This is a genomic window from Streptomyces saintjeani (genome assembly GCF_055409605.1).
Genome location: NZ_CP189624.1, coordinates 7,518,612 through 7,540,560 on the forward strand (window position 1 = coordinate 7,518,612; position 21,949 = coordinate 7,540,560).

At 71.9% G+C, this 21,949-nt stretch carries 20 protein-coding genes; 9 read left to right on the top strand and 11 right to left on the bottom strand.

From position 1 onward, the window contains the following. Positions 1–3 precede the first annotated feature (3 nt). The 4 genes from ACQCO7_RS34085 to ACQCO7_RS34100 are packed head-to-tail and all read right to left on the bottom strand — an operon-like array spanning position 4 to position 3,911. Positions 4–750 carry a tyrosine-protein phosphatase gene (locus ACQCO7_RS34085; protein WP_464075409.1) on the bottom strand — a complete coding sequence of 249 codons (747 nt, stop codon included), beginning with the start codon at positions 748–750 and terminating at the stop codon, positions 4–6. Continuing rightward, a complete protein-coding gene (locus ACQCO7_RS34090) occupies positions 747–1,865 on the bottom strand; it encodes an aminotransferase class I/II-fold pyridoxal phosphate-dependent enzyme (RefSeq protein ID WP_464075410.1) in 1,119 nt (372 codons plus the stop codon). Before ACQCO7_RS34090 ends, ACQCO7_RS34085 begins: the two co-directional genes overlap by 4 nt. Further along, positions 1,862–3,226 (bottom strand): B12-binding domain-containing radical SAM protein, encoded by a 1,365-nt coding sequence (locus ACQCO7_RS34095; protein ID WP_464075411.1) that lies wholly within the window; start codon positions 3,224–3,226, stop codon positions 1,862–1,864. Before ACQCO7_RS34095 ends, ACQCO7_RS34090 begins: the two co-directional genes overlap by 4 nt. Positions 3,227–3,254: 28 nt before the next feature. After that, positions 3,255–3,911 carry a 2OG-Fe(II) oxygenase gene (locus ACQCO7_RS34100; protein ID WP_464075412.1) on the bottom strand — a complete coding sequence of 219 codons (657 nt, stop codon included), beginning with the start codon at positions 3,909–3,911 and terminating at the stop codon, positions 3,255–3,257. A gap of 247 nt (positions 3,912–4,158) precedes the next feature. Here ACQCO7_RS34100 and ACQCO7_RS34105 point away from each other — a divergent pair, with 247 nt between their 5' ends. Continuing rightward, positions 4,159–4,788 carry a hypothetical protein gene (locus tag ACQCO7_RS34105; protein ID WP_464075413.1) on the top strand — a complete coding sequence of 210 codons (630 nt, stop codon included), beginning with the start codon at positions 4,159–4,161 and terminating at the stop codon, positions 4,786–4,788. A 150-nt stretch (positions 4,789–4,938) separates the two neighbouring features. Here the strand turns inward: ACQCO7_RS34105 and ACQCO7_RS34110 are convergent, their stop codons facing one another. From ACQCO7_RS34110 to ACQCO7_RS34140, 7 genes are read right to left on the bottom strand one after another with little or no spacing between them, the layout of a single operon-like run. Next, complete coding sequence (locus tag ACQCO7_RS34110) at positions 4,939–5,133, bottom strand: ferredoxin (RefSeq protein WP_464075414.1); 195 nt, start codon at positions 5,131–5,133, stop codon at positions 4,939–4,941. 17 nt (positions 5,134–5,150) lie between these two features. Further along, entirely contained in the window at positions 5,151–6,383 is a 1,233-nt protein-coding gene (locus ACQCO7_RS34115; RefSeq protein WP_464075415.1) for a cytochrome P450, read from the bottom strand. After that, entirely contained in the window at positions 6,380–8,047 is a 1,668-nt protein-coding gene (locus tag ACQCO7_RS34120) for an AMP-binding protein (RefSeq protein WP_464075416.1), read from the bottom strand. The genes ACQCO7_RS34115 and ACQCO7_RS34120 overlap by 4 nt, the downstream gene beginning before the upstream one ends. A gap of 30 nt (positions 8,048–8,077) precedes the next feature. After that, positions 8,078–9,247, bottom strand: coding sequence for an FAD-dependent oxidoreductase (locus ACQCO7_RS34125; protein WP_464075417.1), 1,170 nt, complete (start codon positions 9,245–9,247; stop codon positions 8,078–8,080). After that, the gene (locus tag ACQCO7_RS34130) at positions 9,244–10,524 is read right to left on the bottom strand and encodes a DegT/DnrJ/EryC1/StrS aminotransferase family protein (RefSeq protein ID WP_464075418.1); all 1,281 of its coding nucleotides are present in this window, start codon (positions 10,522–10,524) and stop codon (positions 9,244–9,246) included. Before ACQCO7_RS34130 ends, ACQCO7_RS34125 begins: the two co-directional genes overlap by 4 nt. Beyond that, positions 10,518–11,570, bottom strand: coding sequence for a 4-hydroxy-2-oxovalerate aldolase (gene dmpG / locus ACQCO7_RS34135; protein ID WP_464075419.1), 1,053 nt, complete (start codon positions 11,568–11,570; stop codon positions 10,518–10,520). Before dmpG ends, ACQCO7_RS34130 begins: the two co-directional genes overlap by 7 nt. Further along, positions 11,567–12,460, bottom strand: a complete 894-nt coding sequence (locus ACQCO7_RS34140) for an acetaldehyde dehydrogenase (acetylating) (RefSeq protein ID WP_464075420.1) — start codon at positions 12,458–12,460, stop codon at positions 11,567–11,569. Before ACQCO7_RS34140 ends, dmpG begins: the two co-directional genes overlap by 4 nt. A 255-nt stretch (positions 12,461–12,715) precedes the next feature. Here ACQCO7_RS34140 and ACQCO7_RS34145 point away from each other — a divergent pair, with 255 nt between their 5' ends. Genes ACQCO7_RS34145 through ACQCO7_RS34180 form a run of 8 tightly spaced genes read left to right on the top strand, consistent with a single transcriptional unit; the run spans position 12,716 to position 21,878 of the window. Beyond that, a complete protein-coding gene (locus tag ACQCO7_RS34145; RefSeq protein WP_464075421.1) occupies positions 12,716–14,740 on the top strand; it encodes an amino acid adenylation domain-containing protein in 2,025 nt (674 codons plus the stop codon). Positions 14,741–14,746: 6 nt separating this feature from the next. Beyond that, positions 14,747–15,553 carry a thioesterase II family protein gene (locus ACQCO7_RS34150; RefSeq protein WP_464075422.1) on the top strand — a complete coding sequence of 269 codons (807 nt, stop codon included), beginning with the start codon at positions 14,747–14,749 and terminating at the stop codon, positions 15,551–15,553. Beyond that, positions 15,553–16,743, top strand: a complete 1,191-nt coding sequence (locus ACQCO7_RS34155; RefSeq protein ID WP_464075423.1) for a cytochrome P450 — start codon at positions 15,553–15,555, stop codon at positions 16,741–16,743. Before ACQCO7_RS34150 ends, ACQCO7_RS34155 begins: the two co-directional genes overlap by 1 nt. 13 nt (positions 16,744–16,756) lie before the next feature. Then, the gene (gene upp, locus ACQCO7_RS34160) at positions 16,757–17,437 is read left to right on the top strand and encodes a uracil phosphoribosyltransferase (RefSeq protein ID WP_464075424.1); all 681 of its coding nucleotides are present in this window, start codon (positions 16,757–16,759) and stop codon (positions 17,435–17,437) included. A 9-nt stretch (positions 17,438–17,446) separates the two neighbouring features. Continuing rightward, entirely contained in the window at positions 17,447–18,745 is a 1,299-nt protein-coding gene (locus tag ACQCO7_RS34165) for an ATP-grasp domain-containing protein (RefSeq protein ID WP_464075425.1), read from the top strand. A 27-nt stretch (positions 18,746–18,772) separates the two neighbouring features. Further along, the gene (locus ACQCO7_RS34170; RefSeq protein WP_464075426.1) at positions 18,773–20,092 is read left to right on the top strand and encodes a histidinol-phosphate transaminase; all 1,320 of its coding nucleotides are present in this window, start codon (positions 18,773–18,775) and stop codon (positions 20,090–20,092) included. Between the two features lie 35 nt (positions 20,093–20,127). Continuing rightward, positions 20,128–20,556 carry a cobalamin B12-binding domain-containing protein gene (locus ACQCO7_RS34175; RefSeq protein ID WP_464075427.1) on the top strand — a complete coding sequence of 143 codons (429 nt, stop codon included), beginning with the start codon at positions 20,128–20,130 and terminating at the stop codon, positions 20,554–20,556. Continuing rightward, positions 20,556–21,878 carry a methylaspartate mutase gene (locus ACQCO7_RS34180; RefSeq protein WP_464075428.1) on the top strand — a complete coding sequence of 441 codons (1,323 nt, stop codon included), beginning with the start codon at positions 20,556–20,558 and terminating at the stop codon, positions 21,876–21,878. The genes ACQCO7_RS34175 and ACQCO7_RS34180 overlap by 1 nt, the downstream gene beginning before the upstream one ends. Positions 21,879–21,949: the final 71 nt, after the last annotated feature.

The following is a 21,949-nucleotide window of genomic DNA, read 5'->3' on the forward strand; positions in this document are numbered from 1 at the left end:
TCCTCACAGGTGAACGGGGTGGGTGAACGCGCCGGCGACCGTGCGCAGCCGGTTCTCCTCCCGGAGTCCGTGGAGCGCGAGCAGCCGGGCGACGCTGCCGTGTTCGGCTTCGATCCCGGCGATCAGCGCCCGCATCGTCGCCGCCGGTGTGGAGGTCCGCAGCCGCAGCTGCGCGAGGGTGTCCTCGCGGGTCCAGCCCGGGCGGGGGTCGGCGCTGCGCAGCGCGCGGTAGGCGCGGGCGGTCAGGGCGTAGTCCCGGGCGACGTCCGCCGTCCGCACCCCCAGCGCCCGCAGGACCAGGCCGCTGACGACGCCGGTGCGGTCCTTGCCCATCGCGCAGCAGATGTAGACGGGCACCTCCGACCCGTCGGCGAGCAGGTCCACGATCTCCGCCGCGACCGGCGCCGCCCGGGTCAGCATGTCGCGGTAGTTCGCGAGGTAGTCGCTGGGCAGGGGCCGTACGTTGCCCCGGATCCGGCTCATGTCGCCGGCCACCGGACGGGGCAGCACGGTCGCCCCGGTGCACTCGGGCCCCCGGTACTCCCGGCGTTCCTCCTCAAGCCGCAGATCGACGACGGTACGGATGCCCAGGCCGTCGAGGGCCGGCGCCGTGTCCGGGGACGGCGCGGGACCCCGGACGAGGAGCCCCCGCCGCAGGTACCCCCCGTCGGGACCGCGCAGCCCGCCCAGATCGCGCACGTTGGGCAGGCCGGGGACCGCGATCCGCCGGGTGTTCATGCGGGTGTTCACGCCGCCTCCCCCCGGTGCCAGTCGCCCAGGGCGGCGACGACGCGACGGGCGACGGCCTCGTTCGCGACCGCGATCCGCACCGCGGCGGGCAGCCCCGGCGCGCCGGACAGGTCCCGTACGACGATGCCCCGCTCCAGGAGGTACCGGCTCGCGGCCCCGGCGGCCGGCGCGTCGGGGACGTCCCAGGTCACGAAGTTCCCGCCGCTCGGCCGGGCGTGCCAGCCGGGCACCGCGCGCTCGACCTCGGCCGCGAACCGCTCCCGCAGCCGCCGTACGTCGGCCCAGATCCCGGTGAAGACGGCCTGTTCCTCCAGCGAACGCCGCAGCAGGGCGACCGCGAGAGCGGAGACCGGGCCCTCCGGATCGAGGTCGAACAGGTGCCGGGCGACCGCCGGGTGAGCGACCGTCACCGCGATCCGGGCGCCCGAAAGACCGTAGGACTTGGAGAACGTGTTGACGCGGACGACGTGCCGCAGCCCGGCCAGCTCGCGCACCAGCTCCTCGCCGCCCTCGGTGAACGCCAGATACGCGGTGTCCACGACCAGGAGACTGCCGTGCTCCGCGACGGCGGCGGCCAGCTCGGCCAGCTCCTTCGCGCCGTGCACCTGCCCGGTGAAGCTGTGCGGGGTGGTGACGACGACGAACGCCGGCGCTCCCGCGTACAGCCGCCGCGCGAGGTCACCGAGGTCGAACAGCCCGGTCCCGGGATCGGGAGCGACGGGGTCCAGGACACAGCCCGAGATCGCCGCGAACTTCGCCCACCCGTCGAAGTTCGGCTGGTGGAGGACGATCCGCGACACCCCAGGGAACGCCCGGGTCAGCAGGTTCAACCCGGGATCGCTGCCCGCCGTGAGCACGAGGGAGTCGACGTCCACCCCGAACCGCTCGGCCAGCATCCCGTAGACCGGCCACAGGATGGGGTAGGTCAGCACGTCGTTCGGGTCGAACGACGCCAGCGTTTCCCGGTGCACCGCCGCCGCCCGGTCATCGAGCAGCCCGCAGTTCTTCAGGTTGATCTCGTCGGGGACCCGGACCCGCCGGTTGCGGAACCGGCCCGCGCTCTCCCGCCGGAACGGGGAACCCTCCCGCGCCGGCGCGTACGTCTCGCCGGTCATACCGGTCGCAGGGCCGGGCCGGCGGCGCGGGCCGGGATGTTCTCGAACACCTGCGTGACGTCCGGCTGGCTGCCGAAGATGATGTCGTAGCCCCGGGCCAGCTCGTCGTCGGTCAGCGCGTGGGTGCCCGGCACGAACAGCTGCCGGTTGAACGCGGCCATCTCGTGGTCCTGGAGGTCGGGGCCCGAGAGCTCCCAGGGGGCGTACACGGTCGGCCGGGCCCGGCCGCCGTGCTCCTGGACGGCCTCGATGGTCCGCTCGGCACCCTCGATCGTGGTGCCGGGCAGCCCGACGATGACGAAGCAGTTCAGCTCGATGCCCGACTCCTTGCACCAGGCCGAGAGCTGGTCGAGGTCCAGCGCGGACTTCTGCTTCGCCCGGGGCAGCAACGCGCTCTCCTCGGGGTCGAGGGTCTCCAGACCGACGCTGATCCGGACGCACCCGGCCTCACCCATCGACCGGATCATGTCCTCGCTGAGATGGTGGATCGTCGTCGCGCACTTCCACGGGTACGGCGACCCCCGGCCGGTCAGCTCCCGGCAGAGCTCCTCCATCCACTTCTTGTCCAGCGTGAACGTCGGCGCGTAGAACGCCACGTACTCGAACGGCGCCGCGGCGAACGACTCCTCGATGTACTGGAGCGTCCGCTCGACCGTGATCCGCCGCTCCTTCTTCGTGTAGATCATCGGCACCTCGCAGTAGGAGCAGCCGATCGGGCACCCGCGCGCCGCCGGGACGACCAGTTCACGGCGGCGCGGGATGCCGCAGAACTTGTTGGCGTCGTCGAAGTAGAGGGCGTCGTACTGCGCGTAGGGGATCTCCTCCGGCGTGGGCAGGTACCAGTCCTCCGCCGGGAGCAGCTCACCGCGCCGCCTCGGAGCCGCCCAGGCGCCGTCGCGCCGCAGGTGCACGCCCGGCGCCTCGGCCGCCCGGCCCCGGAAGGTCTCGATCGCGGCGCCGACACCGGCCTCGAAGTCGCCGTTCTCCACGATCGCGTCGATGTCGAAGCGCTCGAAGAAACGGGGGTTGACCCCGGACAGCCTGCCGAACGTGACGATCGGGGCGTCCGGGTTCAGCGCCCTGGCGTAGGAGACGAGCCGACGGAATCCGTCGATGCCGTCGAACTCGTTCATCACCGCGATCACGTCGTACCGCTCCTGGAAGAGCCTGCTGCCGAGGTCCTTCCACGTCAGCCGCTCGACACTGGCGTCGATCGCGGTCACCTGCGCGCCGGGATAGACGGTGCGCAGATGGCCGGCGACCTGGTACAGCGCGAGGTGGTGCCCCGCGTTGAAGTAGCTCAGCACCTGCGGCGGCCAGATCACGAGGATCTTGCGGGGTTCGTCCACGATCTTTCCCATGGGGGGTCCTTTCGGTTCCGCCGGACGGTCAGTTCTGCGGCCGGTACGCGGAGCCGGCGAGCCCGGTGGTCAGCCAGTACTCGATCTGGACCGTGATCCGCTCGGTCCCCTCCGGGTGCTCGATCTTCGAGACCGCGTGCCAGGACGCGTCGGTGGGCGGGAAGGCGAGCAACTGGCCGCCGACCGGGCTGATCTCCTCCGTCGGGCCCGCCTTGGGGGACGCGAAGATCTGGAACTGCCCGCCCGCCTCGACCGGCCAGTCCCGGTTCAGGTAGAGGATCACGGTGATCGCCTTGGTCGGCTTGTCCTTGTGCACCGACAGGTAGTCGCCGTTGCGGTGCGTGTAGAGGCCGATGCTGCGCTTCAGGCCGGCCAGCTCGATCCCGGTCGACTTCTCCAGCCAGGCCGTGAACTCGGCGCCGCGCAGCTCCTCCACGAGGTCGCGCCAGATGGCCGGCAGGCGCGGGAACACGGGGGCGTCCTCTTCGAGGACGACCAGGTCCACCAGGTTCATCCGGTACTGCTTCTCGTGCTTCGGGTCCTCGACCGCGATCTTCGCGACATCGGCGGTCGGCATGGTGGCGAGCAACTGCTCCAGTTGCCCGTCGTCGAGCAGGTCACGGCCGCGGAAGAGCTGGAACGGCTGGGTGCGTTCCTCCAGCGCCGAGTCGAGCGTCAGCACCACGGTGCCTCCTTGGAGTTGATCCGGGATTCCCGTGACGACCGGCCGGCCGCCGGGAATCGACCTGGCCACAGCCTGCGCGCGGCCCCCTGCCGACCCCTTGTCGGTTCGCTGCCGGGGATCGGCAAGGTCTTCGCAAACCGGCGCGCCATCGCACGGCAAGCGCGGCGGTGAGACTGGCAGGGCAGTCCCGATACCCGAACCCGATCCCCGAACCGGCGCCCGAGCCGGCCGCTGAGAGGTGCGTGTCTTGATCAACCTGGACGTCCGGCTCGAAACGTGGGACCACCCCTTCCGGCACTTCCGCGGCGCCGGCCTGATCTCCGCGCGCGACCTGGCCGGCCTCGGCGCCACCGCGCCGGACCCGGACCTGTTCCAGCGGATCGACACCTCGACCGGCAAGGACGTACGGCGCCGCTACCGCTCGTCCGTCCTGCCGTTCTCCGACAACAAGACCGGCATCACCCCCGACGGCATCCCGCTGGCGGCGCCCTGGCGCGCACTGGTCACCGACCTGCTGTCCGACGAGTTCACCGGCTGGCTGCACCGCGAGACCGGGGTGGACACCGCCGGGCTGCACCGCCGGGCCGAGATCTACTACCACTACGACGGCGACTTCGAGGACCTCAGCGCCGGCAAACAGCACAAGAGACTCGCTCTGGCACTGCACATCAACGAGCACTGGCCGGCCGACGGCGGCGGAGATCAGGAGTACTGGTCCGGCCCGGACCGGTCGGCCGGCCCCGCCGCGACGATGCCCCCGACGGGAGGCACCGCCTGGTTCTACTCGGCGTCGCCCGCGTCCTGGCACCAGATGACGCCGGTCGCCGCGGGGCGGGGCCTGGTGCGGCAGTCGGTCAGCATGGCCTTCTTCGAGTAGCCGGCGAACCTCCGGCCGGCGAACCCCCGGCCGGCGAACCTCCAGCAGGCGAACCCCGGCCGTACCCCGACGGCCCGACACCGCCAGAAGCCGCCGCCCGAGCTGTCCCGGACGGCGGCTTCTGCCGGTGCCTCCACGTGTTCTTCCCGGTCACCCCTCGTCGATCCGGATGGCCGACGACGGGCACAGGCCCACCGCCTGCCGGACAGCCGGCCGGTCTCCCTCACCCGGCTCCACCGTCAGCGGCGCCACCAGCCCCTCGTCGTCCTGGTCGAAGACGCCGGGCGCGGCCAGCACACACTGTGCGGCGCCGACGCACCGCTCCCGGTCCGCGGTGATACGCATGGGCGTTGCCCCTTCCCTCAGCAGTTCACCGGCACCTGGTGGACGCCGTAGATCCCGGCGTCGTCCTTGTACGGCAGTTCCTTCGCCGGCCCGGCCAGCGACAGGCCCGGCACCCGCTGCAGCAGCGTTTCGAAGACGACCTCCAGCTCCACCCGGGCCAGATTCTGGCCGAGGCACTGGTGCACGCCGTAGCCGAAGGCGACGTGGTGGCGGGCGCCGCGCTCGAAGTCCAGCCGGTCCGGGCGCTCGAAGACCTCGTCGTCCCAGTCGGCGGCCAGCGCGGACACGACGATGCCCTCGTCCTTGCGGATGGTCACGCCGCCGATCTCGATGTCCTCGGTGGCCACCCGGGCGGGCGCGTTCTCCACGACGCTGAAGTAGCGCAGCATCTCCTCGACCGCCGTGGGCAGCAGCGCCGGGTCGGCCGTGATCCGCGCCCGGTGCTCCGGGCTCTCCAGCAGCGCCACCACGCCCAGCGAGATCATGTTCGCGGTGGTCTGGTGCCCGGCGATCAGCAGCATGACGGCGGTGCCGACGATCTCGTCGTGCGTCATCACCGGGGTCCGCCGGTTGCGTGCGATGAGCCGCCCGATCAGGTCGTCGGTGGGCTCGCCCCGCTCCTTCTCGGTGACCAGGTCCTCCAGGAAGTCGTTGAGCGCGTCGGAGGCCGCGGTGCGCTCAGCCGTCGAGACGGTCCGGCTGACCAGCATCCCCGCCCACGCGTGGAAGTCGCGGCGCCGCTCGTGGGGCACGCCCAGCAGCTCGCAGATCACCAGCGACGGCACCGCCTCCGACACGTGCTCGACCAGGTCGGCCGGCTGCGGCGCGGCCAGCAGGGCGTCGACGCTCCGGTCGACGATCCCCTGGATGCGCGGGCGCAGCGCGGCGATCCGGCGCAGCGAGAACTCGCCGGTCAGGAGCTTGCGGTGGGCCCCGTGCTCGGCCCCGTCCAGATGGATCATGGACCGGCGGGTGCTGAGCCGGCGGACGCGCTCGGCCGCCGCGCGCTGCTCGGCGGTCAGCCTCCCCGGGAACGCCGGGTGCAGGCGGTCGGCGCTGACCCGGGGGTCGGCGAGCAGCTTGCGGGCCTGCTCGTGCCCGGTGACCAGCCAGGCCACCTGGCCGTCGGGCATCCGGACCCGGCTGACCGGCTCCTGGTCGCGCAGTTCCCGGTACGCGGCCGGCGGGTGCATGGGGCACGCGCGGGCCATCGGGAACGACGGGACGTCGTGGTCGAGCATCTCGGTCATGGGGTCCGTTCCCGTTCCTGTGCCGCCGCCCGAAGGGCGACCCGGTTGATCTTGCCGACGCCGATCATGGGGAGGGCGTCGACGATCCGCAGTTCCTCGGGCAGTTTGAAGGTGGCGATCCCGTGTTCCGTGAGGAAACGGCGCAGTCCGAGCAGCGTCGGCTGCTTCTCGGAGTCGAGGGGGACGGCGAAGACGCAGACCGTCTGCCCCCACACGGTGTGCGGCATCGCGACCGCCGCGACCGCCCGCAGCAAGGGGTGCTCGCCGAGCAGGGACTCGACCTCACCGGCGGATATCTTCTCGCCCCCGCGATTGATGACGTCCCCGATCCGCCCCTCCACCACCAGGCCCCCCGACGGATGCGTCCGCGCCAGGTCGCCGGTGCGGTAGAAGCCGTCGCCGGTGAAGGCGCGCGCGTCGGCCTCCGGCGCCGCGTAGTACCCGGCGACCGTGTACGGCCCCCTGGTCAGCAGCTCTCCCACCTCACCGGGAGCCACCTCCGCGCCGTCCTCGTCCACGACGCGGATCTCGTCGCCGGGCGAGGCGGGCCGCCCCTGCGTCCGGGCGATGACGTCATCGGGATCGTCCAGGGCGGTGTAGGTCAGCAGCCCCTCGCTCATGCCGTAGCACTGCTGCACCGTGCAGCCGAGCAGCTTCCGGGCCTCGGCTGCGGGGGCGGGCTCCAGGCGGGCGCCGCCGGCCTGCATCACGCGCAGCGACGTCGGCCCGTGGCCCCTTCGGCGCACCTCGTCCAGCCACTGGGTGACCAGCGCGGGCACCAGCGTCGTATGCGTCACGCCCTCCCGGTCGACGAGGTCGAGCGCCGCCGCGGGATCTCCCGGCGAGCCCAGGACGATCCGCCCGCCGAAGGCCAGGACGCCCAGCATCCCGGGGCAGTTGAGGACGAAGCCGTGCGCCGCCGACATGACGGCGAGGTACACCGTGTCCGCCGACAGCCCGGCCCACCCGGCGGCCGTCCGGATCATGTAACCGTAGCCCTCGTGGGCGCGCGCGATGGCCTTCGGCGGGCCGGTGGTCCCGCTGGACAGCAGGAAGACGGCGGGCTCGTCGGCCAGCGGCGGTCCCAGGTCGGGCAGGGGCCCGGCCCCGGGATCGGGACGGCACAGCTCGACCAGGTCCTCGGTGTCTTCGGGGACGGTGTCCGAGGCGCGGTCGGCGACCAGGATGTGCCGGATGCTCGGACAGCTCTCCCGCAGCTCCCTCGCCAGCGCGAGATGGTCGAAACGCTGCCAGCGGCGCGGTACGGCCACGGCCGTGGGCCGGGTCGCCGCGACCACCGACAGCAGCTCGCGGCGGCGCAGCGTGGGCACCGCCATGACCGGGTGCGCGCCCAGCCGCATCAGCGCCAGCGGCAGGACGACCAGCTCCAGGTCGTTCGGGAGCTGGACCAGCACCCGGTCCCCCCGGGCGATCCCGAGGGCGGCCAGCCGGGCGGCGGCGCCGTCGACCGCGTCCGCCAGCTCGCGCCGGGTCAGCCGGCCGCCGGGGCCGCGTACGGCCTCTTTGCCGGGGTCGTCGTCCACATGACGCAGCGCCAGCCGGTCGACCCGCTCGGGAAGCCACCAGCCGCGGTCGCGGTACTCCCGCGCGCGGTCCGGCGGGATTCTCGGGAGGCCGGGGTCCTCGGGGCTGAATGCGTTCACGCCCGGTCACCTTCCTTTCTCGCGGCCATGTCAGAGAGCCGACTGGAGGGCGAGCCGTGAGATGTCGTACTGGGTGGAGTCGTCCACGGCGAGGTCGGCGCAGATCCGGCCGAACAGCGGGACGAACTTGAACGCCCAGCCCGCCCCGTAGACGACGAGCTTGTCCCCGTGCGGCACCAGGTCCCGCGCGGTGCCGAGGAAGAACTGCCGTTCCGGATCGGTGGGCAGCACGGCCAGGCAGGTCGAGGTCCGCGCCGGGTCGGGATCGACCGTCGGCAGATGGTTCCTCAGCCAGCCCGACAGCCGCTCCATCTGACGCCGGTCGGCGACGCCGGTGGACGTCGACGGGTGGCCGAGCGGGTCCACCTCGAAGATCGGCCCGCAGCGCACGAACTCCCCGGGCGCCCAGGGGTTGTGGCCGAATCCGTAGAACAGGTTGGTGTCTTCGTCCGTCGGCTGCTGGAAGGCGAACCAGAACGGCGACTCGGCCACCGGGGCGGCCTGCCGGTAGGTGGCGATCGCCATCTCGTACACCGAGTAGGCCAGGCGCGCCCCCAGCGGCTCCAGCAGGTCGTTGGTGTAGGGGCCGCAGGCCAGTACGGCCTTGCCGGCGCGGTAGGTGCCCCGGTCGGTGGTGACGGTCACGCCCCCCTCGTCCGGCACGAGCGCCGTCACCGTCTCACCGGCGCGCAAGGTGCTGCCCGCCTCCTGGGCGAGGGTGAAGAGGGCCGACAGCGTCCCCCTGACGTCGATCGTCCCGCCGTCGGGCTGGAGGAACCCCTCGTACTCCTTGGGCAGGCCGCGGAACCCGAACCGCCGCTCGATGTCGGGGGCCTTGAGCCATTCGTAGCGCACCGAGAGCTTGTCCATCATCTCCGCGGTGCCCGATATCTGGCCCTCGTTCGTGACCACGTCGGTGTCCCCGAACCAGAGGCTGCCGATCTCGTGGATGAGGCGGCGCTCGCACCGGCTCTCCAGCGCGCGCCACAGCGGAAGGGTCTCCAGCGTCAGGCGGAACAGGTCCTCCTGGGTGTACTGGAGCCGCCAGTGGCGTTCGGCGCCGCTCGTGCCCGCGGTCTCGTTGAAGAACGTGTGCCGCTCCAGGACCAGGACCCGGTGGCCGCGTCCGGCCGCCTCCCAGGCGGTGGCCAGGCCGATCGGCCCGCCGCCCACGACCACCACGTCATAGGACTCCGTCATGCCCGCGCCTCCTCGTAACTCGACGTTCCGCCCTCGCCCGCGCCTCGCCGCCTGGTGAGCGCGGACTTCAGGGCCAGCACCAGATGCTCGACCTGACCGTCGGTCATCGACGGGTAGCACGGCAGGTTGACCTGCTCGTGGAACCAGATCCGTTCGGTGACCGGGCACTCCCCGAGCCGGTGGCCCCGGCCCCGCCACTCCGGACGCAGATGGAGGGGGAAGTAGCGCACCTGCACCTGGATTCCGGCGTCTTCGAGGGCGTGGATGACCTCGTCGCGGCTCGTCCCGTGGCCCGGCCGGACGAAGAAGGTGAACAGGTGGTAGGGGTGGTGGATGTCCTCGGGCACCTCGGCCAGCCGCACCTGCGGGAACTCCGCCAGCGTCTGGGCGAGCCGCCCGGCGATCCACCGCCGCCGCTCCGCCAGCTCCGCCAGCCGCCCCAGCTGGACGAGTCCGACGGCCGCACCGGCCTCGCTGAGCGTGGCGTTGCTCCCGGGATGGCGGACGAGGAGGCACTCCTTCTCGTACGAGTCCCCCGCCCACATCATCCAGGGTTCCGCGCGGTCGTACGGCCCGGCCGCCAGCGGGGACGGGACGTACGCCCCGTCGGCGGCGTTGGAGCGGATGCGGTCGACGCGCTCGGCCCACTTCGGGTCGTCGAAGGTGAGCATCCCGCCCTCGCCGAGCGTCGTGATGTTCTTGCTGGAGTGGAAGCTGAAGCACCCGATGTCGCCCAGCACGCCGGGGCGCCGGCCCCGGTAGAGGGCGCCCAGTGCGTGGGCGCAGTCCTCGATCACCCGGATGCCGTGGCGCCGGGCCACCCGCATGATCTCGTCCATCCGGGCCGGCCGGCCGCCGTAGTGGACCAGGATCAGCGCCCTGGTCCTCGGGGTGATCAGCGACTCGAACGAGGCGACGTCCACGTTCAGGGTGTCCGGCTCCACGTCGCAGAAACGGACGGTCACATCGTGGGCCAGCAGCGGATCGGCGGTGGCCTTGAAGGTCTGCGGCGTCACGATGACCTCGTCACCGGGGGCGAGGTCCAGCAGGTGCACGGCGAGCGCGACGGCGACGGTGCCGCTGGTGACGGTCATCGCGTACCGGCTGCCGATGTGCTCGCGCATCGCCTGCTCGAACTCGTCCCGCCACCGCCCCTGCGAGAGGCTCTCGCCGGACCGGACGAGACTGCTCAGCGCCGCCACCTCGGCGTCCCCGAGGACACTCCCCACCCCGGGGGCCGGCACGAAGTACCCGGAGTTCCCGTTCACCCTCAGCATGAGCCGGTCCCACTGCGGGCGGCGGCGAGGGCCAGCGCCACCTCCACGATGAGGTCCTCCTGGCCCGCGACCACCTGACGCCTGCCGAGCTCGAAGAAGATGTCGCGCGGATCGACCCCCTCGCGCGCCGCGATGTCGAGCACCGGTTTCTTGAACCCGGAGAACACCCCGGCCAGCCCGCTGACGATGGAGACGGAGTCGATCGTGGGCGGCGCCGGCATCAGCTCCCGCTCGGCGATGTCCGCGGCGTCCAGGAGCCGGTACAGGTCGATGCCCGTCCGGAACCCCAGCCGCTCCAGCACCGGCACCAGGACCTCCAGCTGGGTGTTGCCGGCGCCCGCGCCGAAGCCCCGGGCACACGCGTCGAGGATGCCGGCCCCGGCCTCCGCCGCCGCGATCGAGTTCGCCACGGCCATACCGAGGTTGTTGTGCCCGTGGAACATCACCGGCACGTCGACGGCGCCGCAGATGGCCCCGATGCGCTCCGTGACGTCCGAGGGCAGGAAGTACCCCGAGGAGTCGAGGATGCCGACGCCGGTGGCCCCGAACCCGACCAGGCGCGCGCACTCCTCGGCGAGCTGGTCGGGGGTCGCCATGTGTGTCATCAGGAGGATGCCGTGCGCCTCGACACCTTCGTCGCGCAGGAAGCCGAGGTGTCGCTCGGCGACGCTGGCCTCGGTGCAGTGGGTCGCGATGCGCACCAGGTCGACCTCGTACGCGAGGGCGTTCTTGAGGTCCTGGGTCGTGGCCCAGCCCGGGAACATGAGGACGCCCAGCTTGCTGGTCGTCAGGGTCTCCCGGGCGATCGACATCATCTCGTCGTCGCTCAGCCTGGCCCGGCCGACCTGGAGGGAGGAGGCGGCCAGGCCGTTGCCGTGGCCGACCTCGACGACCGGGACCGACGCGGCGTCGGCGGCCTTCAGATAGGCGCGGAACTGCTCCGCGCCGAGGCTGTGGCGGACGGCGTGCTGGCCGTCGCGCAGAGTCGGGTCGTGGATCTGGATCGGCTTGCCCACGGCGGCGTCCCGAGCCGCTTCCTGGCTCATGCCGTCTCCCTGCCTGCCAGTGCGAGCCGGTCCGCCGCGTAACACTCGGCGGCCTGGATCGCGGCGGAATTGATGATGTCGAGATTCCCGGCGTAGTGCGGCAGCCGGTCGCCGCCCGACGTGACCTCCACGGAGACGAAGGCCATGGAGTCGTTGACGGTGCACACGCTGACGTCGAATCCCTTGACGTACGACCGGATCTCCGCAGCGGCTCCCGCCACCAGCGAGCGCACCGATGCGGTGGTGAGGTCCCGGCCCAGCAGATACATGGCGACCCGGAACGTGGCCGCTGGACGGGCCGGGCTGATGTTGACGAGCGCCTTCACGTTCTCGACGCCGGTGAACCGGCGGATCGCGTCCCGCGTGGTCGTCACGTACTCGTCGAGGTTCAGGCGCGAGGCGTGGCCCACGCTCAGGGTGGCGGCCGTGGTCACGACCTCGATGTGGTCGATCTCGTGCGCCTTCGCTATCGCGTGCAGGATCGGTACGCACGCCTGCCCGCCGCAGGTCACCATGGAGATGTCGCGGTGGGAGCCGATGTCCGCCCGGTTGACGGCCGGGACGATCATCTGCCCGACCCTGCTGGGCGTCAGGTCGACGAGCAGCGCGCCGGACGCCGCGAGCTGCTGCGCGTGCTCGGCGTGGCAGGACGCGTTGGTCGCGTCGAACACCACGTCGAAGTCCTCCTCGGCGTCGACGAGGGACTGGATGCCCCCGGTCGCGACCGGCAGGCCGCGCCGGGCCGCCCGCCTCAGCCCTGGAGCGGCGTCATCGCGGCCCGCGACGAGCCGCAGGTCGAGGCGGTCCGACCGCATGATCTTGGTCGCCAGGTCCAGACCGATGAGTCCGGCGCCAAGGACCGATACGGACAGCCGTCCAGTTGCTTGCATTCACGGTCGCCTTTCCCTCGGATTCGTTCCCCGTCGGGTCGATCTCTCGGGAGCCAGCCTGTGCCCGGGGCCTTGCCGACGGCTCGCCGTCGCGCTGACCGGGCTCTGCCGTGAGCGGGGCAAGCGAGGCGGCGAGGCCCTTGCAGGGGCGCGGAGCGAAGCTGTGCGGGCACCGCCCCCCTGTGGGGGCTTTCCCCCCCAGCACAACGCCAGTTCGTACGCCGCACACTTAGCATCCGAAGGGGACTGCGAGCCGTGGTCAACCCGATTCATGACGACAACGGTGTCTCTCTGGTCCTGGTGAACAGCGAGAACCGGCACGCTCTGTGGGCCGGCGGTCTCGACGTGCCACCGGGCTGGCGCGTCGCGCACCGGGCGCGCAGCCGCCAGGAGTGCCTGGAGTACATCGGCGCCCACTGGACGGACATCCGGCCCGAGAGGTCGCCGGACGACGGCACAGGCGCCTGCCTGCCCGACCTGTTCGCCGCCCAGGCCGCGCGCACCCCGGGCGCACCGGCCCTGATCTGGCAAGGCCGGCAGCTGACGTACCGTCAACTCGACGACGAGTCCAGCCGGCTGGCCGCGTTCCTGCGGCAACGAGACATCGGCCCCGGCGCGTTCGTCGGGCTGTGTATCGAGCGGTCACCGCAGATGATCACGGCCCTGCTCGCGGTCCTGAAGACCGGCGCGGCCTACGTGCCCCTCGACCCGGAGTACCCGGCCGGACGGCTGCGGTACGTCCTCGCCGACACGGGCGCACGCCTCCTGCTCACCCAGGAGCCGCTGAGCCCGCTCTTCCCCGACTACGACGGCGAGATCGTCTGCCTCGACCGGCACCGGCAGGACATCGACGCCCTGCCCACCGCGCCCGCGCCGGACAGCCCCGCCCCGCTCCCGTCGGACATCGCCTACGTCATCCACACCTCCGGCTCCACGGGCCGCCCCAAGGGCGTCCTGGTCACACACCGCTCGCTGGCCAACCACAGCTCCGCCGTGAACCGGCACTTCGCCTTCGCCCCCGGCGACCGCGTGCTCCAGTGCAGGCCCCTGAGCTTCGACGCCGCCGCCGAGGAGATCTTCCCGCCGCTCCTGCACGGCGCGGCCCTGGTCCTCGGCAGCGACCCGCTGCGCCAGACGTTCCGGGCCCTCACCCAGCAGGTGATCGACACCGGCACGACCTTCCTGAGCGTGCCCACGGCCTTCTGGCACAGCTGGGTCGCGGAGGAGGACTGCCTGCTGCGGCTGGCCACCGAGTCCTCGCTGCGCACGATGATCGTGGCCGGCGAGAAGGCGGCCCGCCAGGCGCTGCTGACCTGGAAGAAACGGGTCGGCGAGGACATCCGCTGGTTCAACGTCTACGGCCCGACCGAGGGCACCATCACCACGACCGTCCACGAGCCGGGCGCCGACTGGGAGGGCAGCGAGTACAGCTCCGTCCCCATCGGCCGCCCCATCGACAACGTCCGCACCCACGTCCTCGACGACGCCCTGCGGCCGGTCCCGGCGGGAGAGCCGGGCGAACTGTTCATCGGCGGGGCGGGCGTGGCCGTCGGCTACCTGGGCGCGCCGCAGGCCACCGCCGAGCGGTTCCTGCCCGACCCCTTCTCCGGCGTGCCCGGCAGCCGGCTCTACCGCACCGGGGACCTGGTGCTCGCCGACGCGGACGGCTGCCTGGAATTCCTCGGCCGCCGCGACCACCAGGTGAAACTGCGCGGCTACCGCATCGAGCTCGGCGAGATCGAGGCCGTCCTCGCCGAGCACCAGGCCGTCCGGGCGTGCGTCGCCCAGGTCACGGGCGACGGCCCGGACAGCACTCTGGTGTGCTTCGTCGCCGCCGACCGGCGGACCGCGCCCGCCGCGGCCGAGCTGATCGCCCACCTGCGCGGGCATCTACCGTGGTACATGATCCCGACGGCCGTCCACGTCCTGGACGCGTTCCCCATGACCCCCAACGGGAAGATCGACCGGACCGCCCTGCTCGCCCTGGAACCGGACGACGACGAGGCCGCCCACATAGCGCCCCGCACCCCGGTGGAAGCGGTCCTGGCGGACATCTGGGAGGACATCCTCGGCCGGCGCGGCATCAGCGTCGACGCCGACTTCTTCCAGGTGGGCGGGCACTCCCTGCTCGCCGCGAGCCTGATCGCCCGCATCCGCGCCCGGTTCGACGTCGGCATGACCGCCCGCGTGCTGTTCGAGTCCCCGACCATCGCGGGGCTCGCCGAGGCCGTCACCCGGGCGACCGGCGACGGCGCGGCGGACCGCGCCGGACGGAGCTGACCGGCGGTGATACGACGACAGACGGTCGCCACGCGGCCGGACAGCCCGTGGATCCGCGCCTTCGGGCCGCCGGACCCCTCGGCCCCGGCCCGGCTCGTGTGCTTCCCGCACGCCGGGGGAGCCGCCAGCTACTTCCGCGACTGGGGCGGCGGCGACGCCACCGGAGCGCAGGTGTGGGCGGTCCAGTACCCGGGCCGCGAGAACCGCATCCGGGAGCCGTTCGCACCCGACCTGCACACCCTCGCGGACCAGGTCACCGAGGAGCTGAGCGGACTCCTCGACCGGCCCGCCGTCTTCTTCGGGCACAGCATGGGCGCGGTCGTCGGCTACGAGGTCCTGCGCCGCCTGACGGCCGGCGGCCGGGGCCACGCCGTACGCCACCTCGTGGTCTCCGGGAGCGGCGCCCCCCACCGGGTGCGGCCCTTCGCCGGCCAGGAAGGGGCCCATCTCCTGGACGACGACCGGCTCGTGGCCCTGCTCAAGGAGCTGGGCTCCGGCAACGCCGGGCTGCTGGACGACCCGGACATGCGCTCCGCCTTCCTGCCGGCGGTCCGCGACGACTACCGGATCGTCCAGTCCTACGTCCCGCGCACCGGCGGCCCGCCCCTGCGCACCGACGTCACCGCGTTCGTGGGCCGCCAGGACGGGGCGGTGGGCGTCGGCGACGCGGGCGCCTGGGCCGGCGCGACCCGGGGCCGCTTCGCCCTGCGCACCTTCCCCGGCGGCCACTTCTACCTGGCGGAGCACCAGGGCGACGTCCTGCGGGCCGTCCGCGAGGTACTCGCCACCCCTGATCGACACCGGGAGAGCTGATGAACGTCGACCTGTCGGACCCGCTCCTCTACCGCAGCTCCGCCCCGGAGCCGGTCTGGTCGCGGCTGCGCGCCGAACACCCCGTGTACCGCAACCAGCGGGCGAACGGGGAGCACTTCTGGGCGGTGATGACCCACGGCCTGTGCACGGACATGCTGACCGACCCCCGCGTGTTCAGCTCCCAGAACGGGATGCGGCTGGACTCCGACCCGCAGGTCCTGGCCGCAGCGGCCGGCAAGATGCTCAACATCACCGACCCGCCCCGGCACGACAAGATCCGCAAGGTCGTCAGCTCGGCGTTCACCCCGAAGATGGTGAACCGGCTGGAGACCAACATGCGGGCGACGGCCGCCAAAGCCATCGACGAGGCGCTGGCCGCGGGGGAGTGCGAGTTCACGCGCGTCGCGCAGAAACTGCCGGTCTCCGTCATCTGCGACATGATCGGCGTCGCGCCGGCCGACTGGGACTTCATGGTCGAGCGCACCCGCTTCGCCTGGAGCTCCACCGCGCTCGACGAGACGGAGGAGGCGCGCAAGGTCCAGGCCCACACCGAGATCCTGCTCTCCTTCCAGGACCTCGCCGTAGAGCGCAGGCGGGCGCCGAAGGACGACCTCATGAGCGCCCTGGTGTGCGGCGAGATCGACGGCGCCCCGCTGACCGACCAGGAGATCCTCTACAACTGCGACGCCCTCGTCTCCGGCGGCAACGAGACGACCCGGCACGCCACCGTCGGCGGACTGCTCGCCCTCATCGACAACCCCGACCAGTGGCACCGGCTGCGGGACGAGCCCGGCCTGATGCCCTCGGCGATCCAGGAGGTCGTGCGCTACACCTCGCCCGTCATGCACGCGCTGCGCACCGCGACCGAGGACGTCGAACTCGGCGGGGAGCGCATCAGCGCCGGTGACCACGTCGTCGCCTGGCTGCCCTCGGCCAACCGCGACGAGAAGGTCTTCGACGACCCGGAGCGCTTCGACATCGAGCGCGAACCCAACCGCCACCTGGGCTTCATCCAGGGCAACCACTACTGCATCGGCTCCTCGCTCGCCAAGCTCGAACTCACGGTGATGTTCGAGGAACTCCTGGCCCGGGTCGAGGTCGCCGAACTCGCCGGCCCGGTCCTGCGCCTGCGCTCGAACCTGCTGTGGGGGTTCGACTCGCTTCCCGTGAAGTTCGTCCCGAGGGCCTGAGGAGACGTACCCCATGACCGCGACCACCGTCCCCTCCATCGAGAAGTACCTCGGCAGCAACCTCCGCCCGCTGCCCCAGACCCGCCAACTGCGCGCCCTGCACACCGTGATCCGCGACCGGGACGCCCCCCGCGAGGACTTCGTCCGCTACTCCCGCCGGGTCATCCGCATGCTGATCGAGGCCGGCCTGGACCTGCTGCCCTTCGAACCGCACGAGGTCCGCACCCCGACCGGCGCGGCCTACCAGGGGCTGCGCTTCGCCTCCGGGCTGTGCGGGGTCACCGTGGTACGCGCCGGGGAGAGCATGGAGGGCGAACTGCGGGACGTCTGCCCGGGGATCAGGATCGGGAAGATCCTCATCCAGCGGGACGAGACGACCAAGGAGGCCCGCCTCTACTACACCGCCCTGCCCGCCGACATCGCCGAGCGGCACGTCCTGCTGCTCGACCCGGTCATGGCGACCGGCGGGACCGCGCTGTCGGCCCTGCGGGTGCTGACGGACCTCGGTGTGCCCGAGGAGAACATCGTCTTCGTCAACTTCATCACCGTCCCCGAGGGCGTCACCGCCGTCTGCGAGCGGTACCCCCGGGTGCGGATCGTGACCTCCGCCGTCGAGGAGCGCCTCGACGAGAACGCGTGGATGCTGCCCGGCATCGGGGACTTCGGGGACCGCTACTTCGGCACGGACGCATAGAGGGAATCGATGACCGACCGAAAGGTGACCATGGCGGCCGAACAGGGCCCGTTCCTCCTGCTGAACACCAAGGAGATCGTCTCGCGCCTGCACGAGTGGTTCCCGGACGCGGCGCGGGAGCTGGTCGTGGTGACCACGAGAGCGGACATCCCCGCCTCCATCGACCTCGCCGCGTACGCGGAGCGCTTCCTCCACCTGGAGGTGGTGCCCAGCCTCTGGGAGCTGCCGGACGACGAACTCGTCGCCCTCGCCCGCCGGTTCGGCGTCCGCCGGGTCCTCTCGCTCGGCGAGCGCGAGGTGCTGCGCGCGGCGCGCATCCGGGCCGAACTCGGCCTGCCCGGACAGAGCCTCGCCTCCGCCACGGCGTACCGCGACAAGCACGTCATGAAGTCGACGCTGGCGGCGGCGGGCATCGACGTCGCGCCCATGCGCACGTTCCGCGGCAACGACGAACTCGCCGAGTTCGCATGGAAGGTCGGCTTCCCGGTCGTCGTCAAGGAACTCGACTCCGGCGCCTCGAACGGCACGACGGTCCTGATGGACGAGGACGCCCTCAGCGCCCTCCCGGAGCGTACCGACGGCTCCCTCCGACTGGCCGAAGCCTGGGTCGAGGGCGACTTCCACCACGTCAACGGCCTCATGAAGGACGGGGAGGTGGTGCTGGCGGTACCGTCGCGCAACCTGTACTCCGACTGGTTCTCGGTCGCCTACGACGCCCCGACCATGACGGGGATGATGCCCGACGAGGACCCCCTGTCCGAGCGGCTGCGCGACGCCGCACGGCAGGTCGTGGCCGCGCTGCCCGCCGTACCCGGCCTGTGCGCCTTCCACCTCGAACTGTTCCACACCGAGGGCGACCGCCTGGTCGTCTGCGAGATCGCCTGCCGGGCGGGCGCGGCCCTCGTCACCGACGTCCACGAAGCCGCGCTGGGCCTGAACTTCTACGGCGCGAGCCTGCTCGGCCAGGCCGGACGCGGTGACCAGGTCGAGATCCCCAGGGCCGGTGAACGGCTCGGCTTCGTCTGGTTCCCGCCGGCCAGGGGAGTCCTGCGCGCGCTGCCCGGCACGTGCCCGCTGCCGGGGACGGTGAGCTACCGGCCCCGCGGCGAGGTCGGACACCGCTACGGCAGCTCCCCCGGACTCGGCCTGCCCGTCGCCGAGATGGTCTTCCGGCTCACCGGACCGGACACCGGGGCGCAGCTGCGGCGGATCGAGGAGTGGTGGGACGACAACGTCGTCTGGGAGGACCGGACCAATCCGGTGCCCGACCGCTGGAAGACGCCCCGCAGGAAGCCGGCCGACGCGTAACGGCCCGGCGATCGGACCGGAGGACCCATGCACGGACCCATGTACGAACTGCTGAAGACGATCATGATCGACGACCTTGAGGTGGAAGCCGGCCAGGTGTCCCCGGAGGCGAGCCGCGAGGACGCGGGCCTGGACTCCCTCGCCACCTTCGAACTGTCCCTGGCGCTCAGCGAGCGCCTCGGCATCAAGATCACCGACGACGAACTGTTCGGCCTCACGACGCTGGCGGACATCGCCGGGTACGTCGAGAAGCGGATCGCCGAGACCGGTTCCCCGGCGCTGGACCGGGCCGAGAACCGCGAGGCCCCCGAGGACGCCGGACTCGCCCTGCTGCTCGGCGCCGGGGACGCCCCCTCCGGCGGCCCCGCCCCGGCCCACCCGCTGGCCCGCAACGAAACCCCGTTCCCGCCACCCGCGTCCGTGCTGGACGCGATCACCCGCGCCGCGACCGAGGCCAACCGGTACCCCGACCCGGCCTGCGGAGCGCTGCGCGCCGAACTCGCCCGGCACTACGGCCTCTCCCCGGACCGGGTCGCCGTGGGCGCGGGCTCCATCACGCTCATCCAGGCGCTCCTCGCGGTGACCGCCGAACCGGGGGCCGCCGTCGCCTACTCGTGGCCGTCGTTCGACGGCTACGGAGTACTCGCGGACCTCGCCGGGTTCCACTCCGTACGCGTACCGCTGGCCGAGGGCGGACACGACCTCGACGCCCTGGCCGCGGCGGTCGACGAGCGGCCGAGCCTGGTGCTGCTCTGCAACCCCAACAACCCGACCGGCACCGCGTCGGGCGAGGCCGCCCTCCTGCGGTTCCTCGACGCGGTCCCGCCGACCTGCCTGGTGGTGCTCGACGAGGCGTATGCCGAGTTCGCGCGCGACCCCGGCCTGGGCGTCCGCCTGCTCGGGTCGCGGCCGAACCTGATCGTCGCCCGCACCTTCTCCAAGGCGTACGGCCTCGCCGGCCTGCGGGTCGGCTACCTGCTCGCGGAGCCCCACCTGATCTCCCGGGTCCAGCGCATGGTCATGCCGTTGAGCGTCAGCGACATCGCCCAGGCCGCCGCCGTCGCGTCGCTGGCGGCGCGGCCGGAACTCCTCGGCCGCGTCGGGCGGACGGTCGCCGAACGGGACCGGGTCCGCGCCGCCCTGCTCGCCCTGGGCTTCGACGTCCCGCCGTCGGAGGCGAACTTCCTCTGGCTGCCGCTCGGCAGCCGTGCCCAGGAGTTCGCCGCCGCCTGCGCGTCGGCGGGGGTCGACGTGCGGCCCTACCCGGGTGACGGTGTCCGCGTGACGGTGGGGACCGTGGCGGACAACGACGCGTTCCTGGCGGCGGCCGGGACGTACCGCCCGTGAATTCCGTTTCCCGTGGAGACGGAAGGACGTTCGTCGTGACCAGCGTGTCCTCGGATTCCCACATGTGGAACCTCGTGTTTCTCCAGCTGCTGCTGGAGGAGTACGGGGGACAGGTGGTGAATCTGGGGGCGTGCACTCCGGACGAGCTGATCATGTCCGAATGCGCCAGAGTCCGGCCGGACGCCCTGGTCATCAGCACGGTGAACGGACACGGCCATATCGACGGCCTGCGCCTGATCAGGAAGATCCGCCGGAACCCGGAACTCGCTCCGATGAAAGTCGTCATCGGCGGCAAACTCGGCGTCCACGGTTCCCGGCCCGCGCGATTCGGAGCGGAACTGATCACGAACGGATTCGACGCGGTATTCGAAGCGGACGCCGATTTCGGCCAGTTCCTCGATTGCGTCGGACTGATGCCGTCGGCGCCGCAGCGCCTCACCTCCCCGAAAACCCGGAGTATCTGATGGCGACCCCCACCGGCCCCGGACGCTTCACCCGGTTCGTCCGGCAGGCCGCGAGCGAAGGGAGACTGGTCGTCCAGCCGCGCATGGGGTTCGGCACGGTCGACCGGATGCGCGCGGGACTCGACGCGGTCAGCGCAGTCGACGCGGCCACGGTGGGCACCATCACCGTCGACAGCTACACCCGGGTCAACGACCACGCCTCGGCCCGTCTCGCCCTGGAGAAGGGCGCGGACCTCAACGGGTTCCCGCTGGTGGCGCACGGCGCGGCGGTGACGCGCCGACTGCTCGCCGGAATCGCGGGAGACGACTTTCCGGTCCAGGTGCGGCACGGGTCGGCCCTGCCCGGCGAACTGTTCGCGGGGCTGGTGGCGGCCGGCGTCGACGCCACCGAGGGCGGTCCCGTCTCCTACTGCCTGCCCTACAGCCGCGTCCCTCTGGCGCAAGCCGTCGCCGCCTGGGCGGAATGCTGCGAGATGCTCGCCGGAGCCGGCGAACCGGTGCATCTGGAGAGCTTCGGCGGCTGCATGCTGGGGCAGCTGTGCCCGCCGAGCCTCCTGATCGCCCTGAGCATCCTGGAGGGCCTGTTCTTCCGCGAACACGGACTGCGCGACATTTCCGTCAGCTATGCCCAGCAGACGAATCAGCAGCAGGACATCGAGGCGATGGCCGCCCTGCGCGCACTGGCGAGCGACTGGCTCGGGGACACCGACTGGCATTCCGTCCTGTACACGTACATGGGTGTCTATCCCCGCAGCCGAGCGGGTGCCTACCGGCTGCTCGCGAAGAGCGCGAGGCTCGCCGCCCGGTCCGGGACCGAGCGGCTGATCGTCAAGACCGCGGTGGAATCCAGCCGCATTCCATCGATCGCGGACAATGTCGACGCCCTGGAATTCGCGGCGGCGGCGGCCGACGAAGAAACAGTGGCCGATGAGGAGACGGCGGCCGATGAGGAGACGGCGGCCGAACCGGCCGGAATTCCGGACTCCGGGATCTATGAAGAGGCTCAGGCGATCATCACGCACACCCTGACTCTGGGCGGCGACGTGGGATCGGCGCTGATCCGCGCCTTCGCCCTCGGACACCTCGACGTCCCGTTCTGCCTCCACCAGGACAACGCGAACCGCTGCCGGGCCCGGATCGACGGCCGCGGCCGGCTGACCTGGGCCGACCCCGCAGGCGTACCGGTCCCACGGGCCCGCGCCACGGCCGGGCACCGGCAACGGCTCACCGCCCGGGGCCTCCTCGACATGCTCAGCTACAACGAACGGCGTTACGACCGTGAGGAACTGGCGGGAGCGGAGGTCTGGAGAATCGGGCGATGACATCGGCGCGTGGCGCGTACCCGTACGTGGCGTGGCGTGTTCTGTGCGTCACTTCATCGGCACTGTTTCAG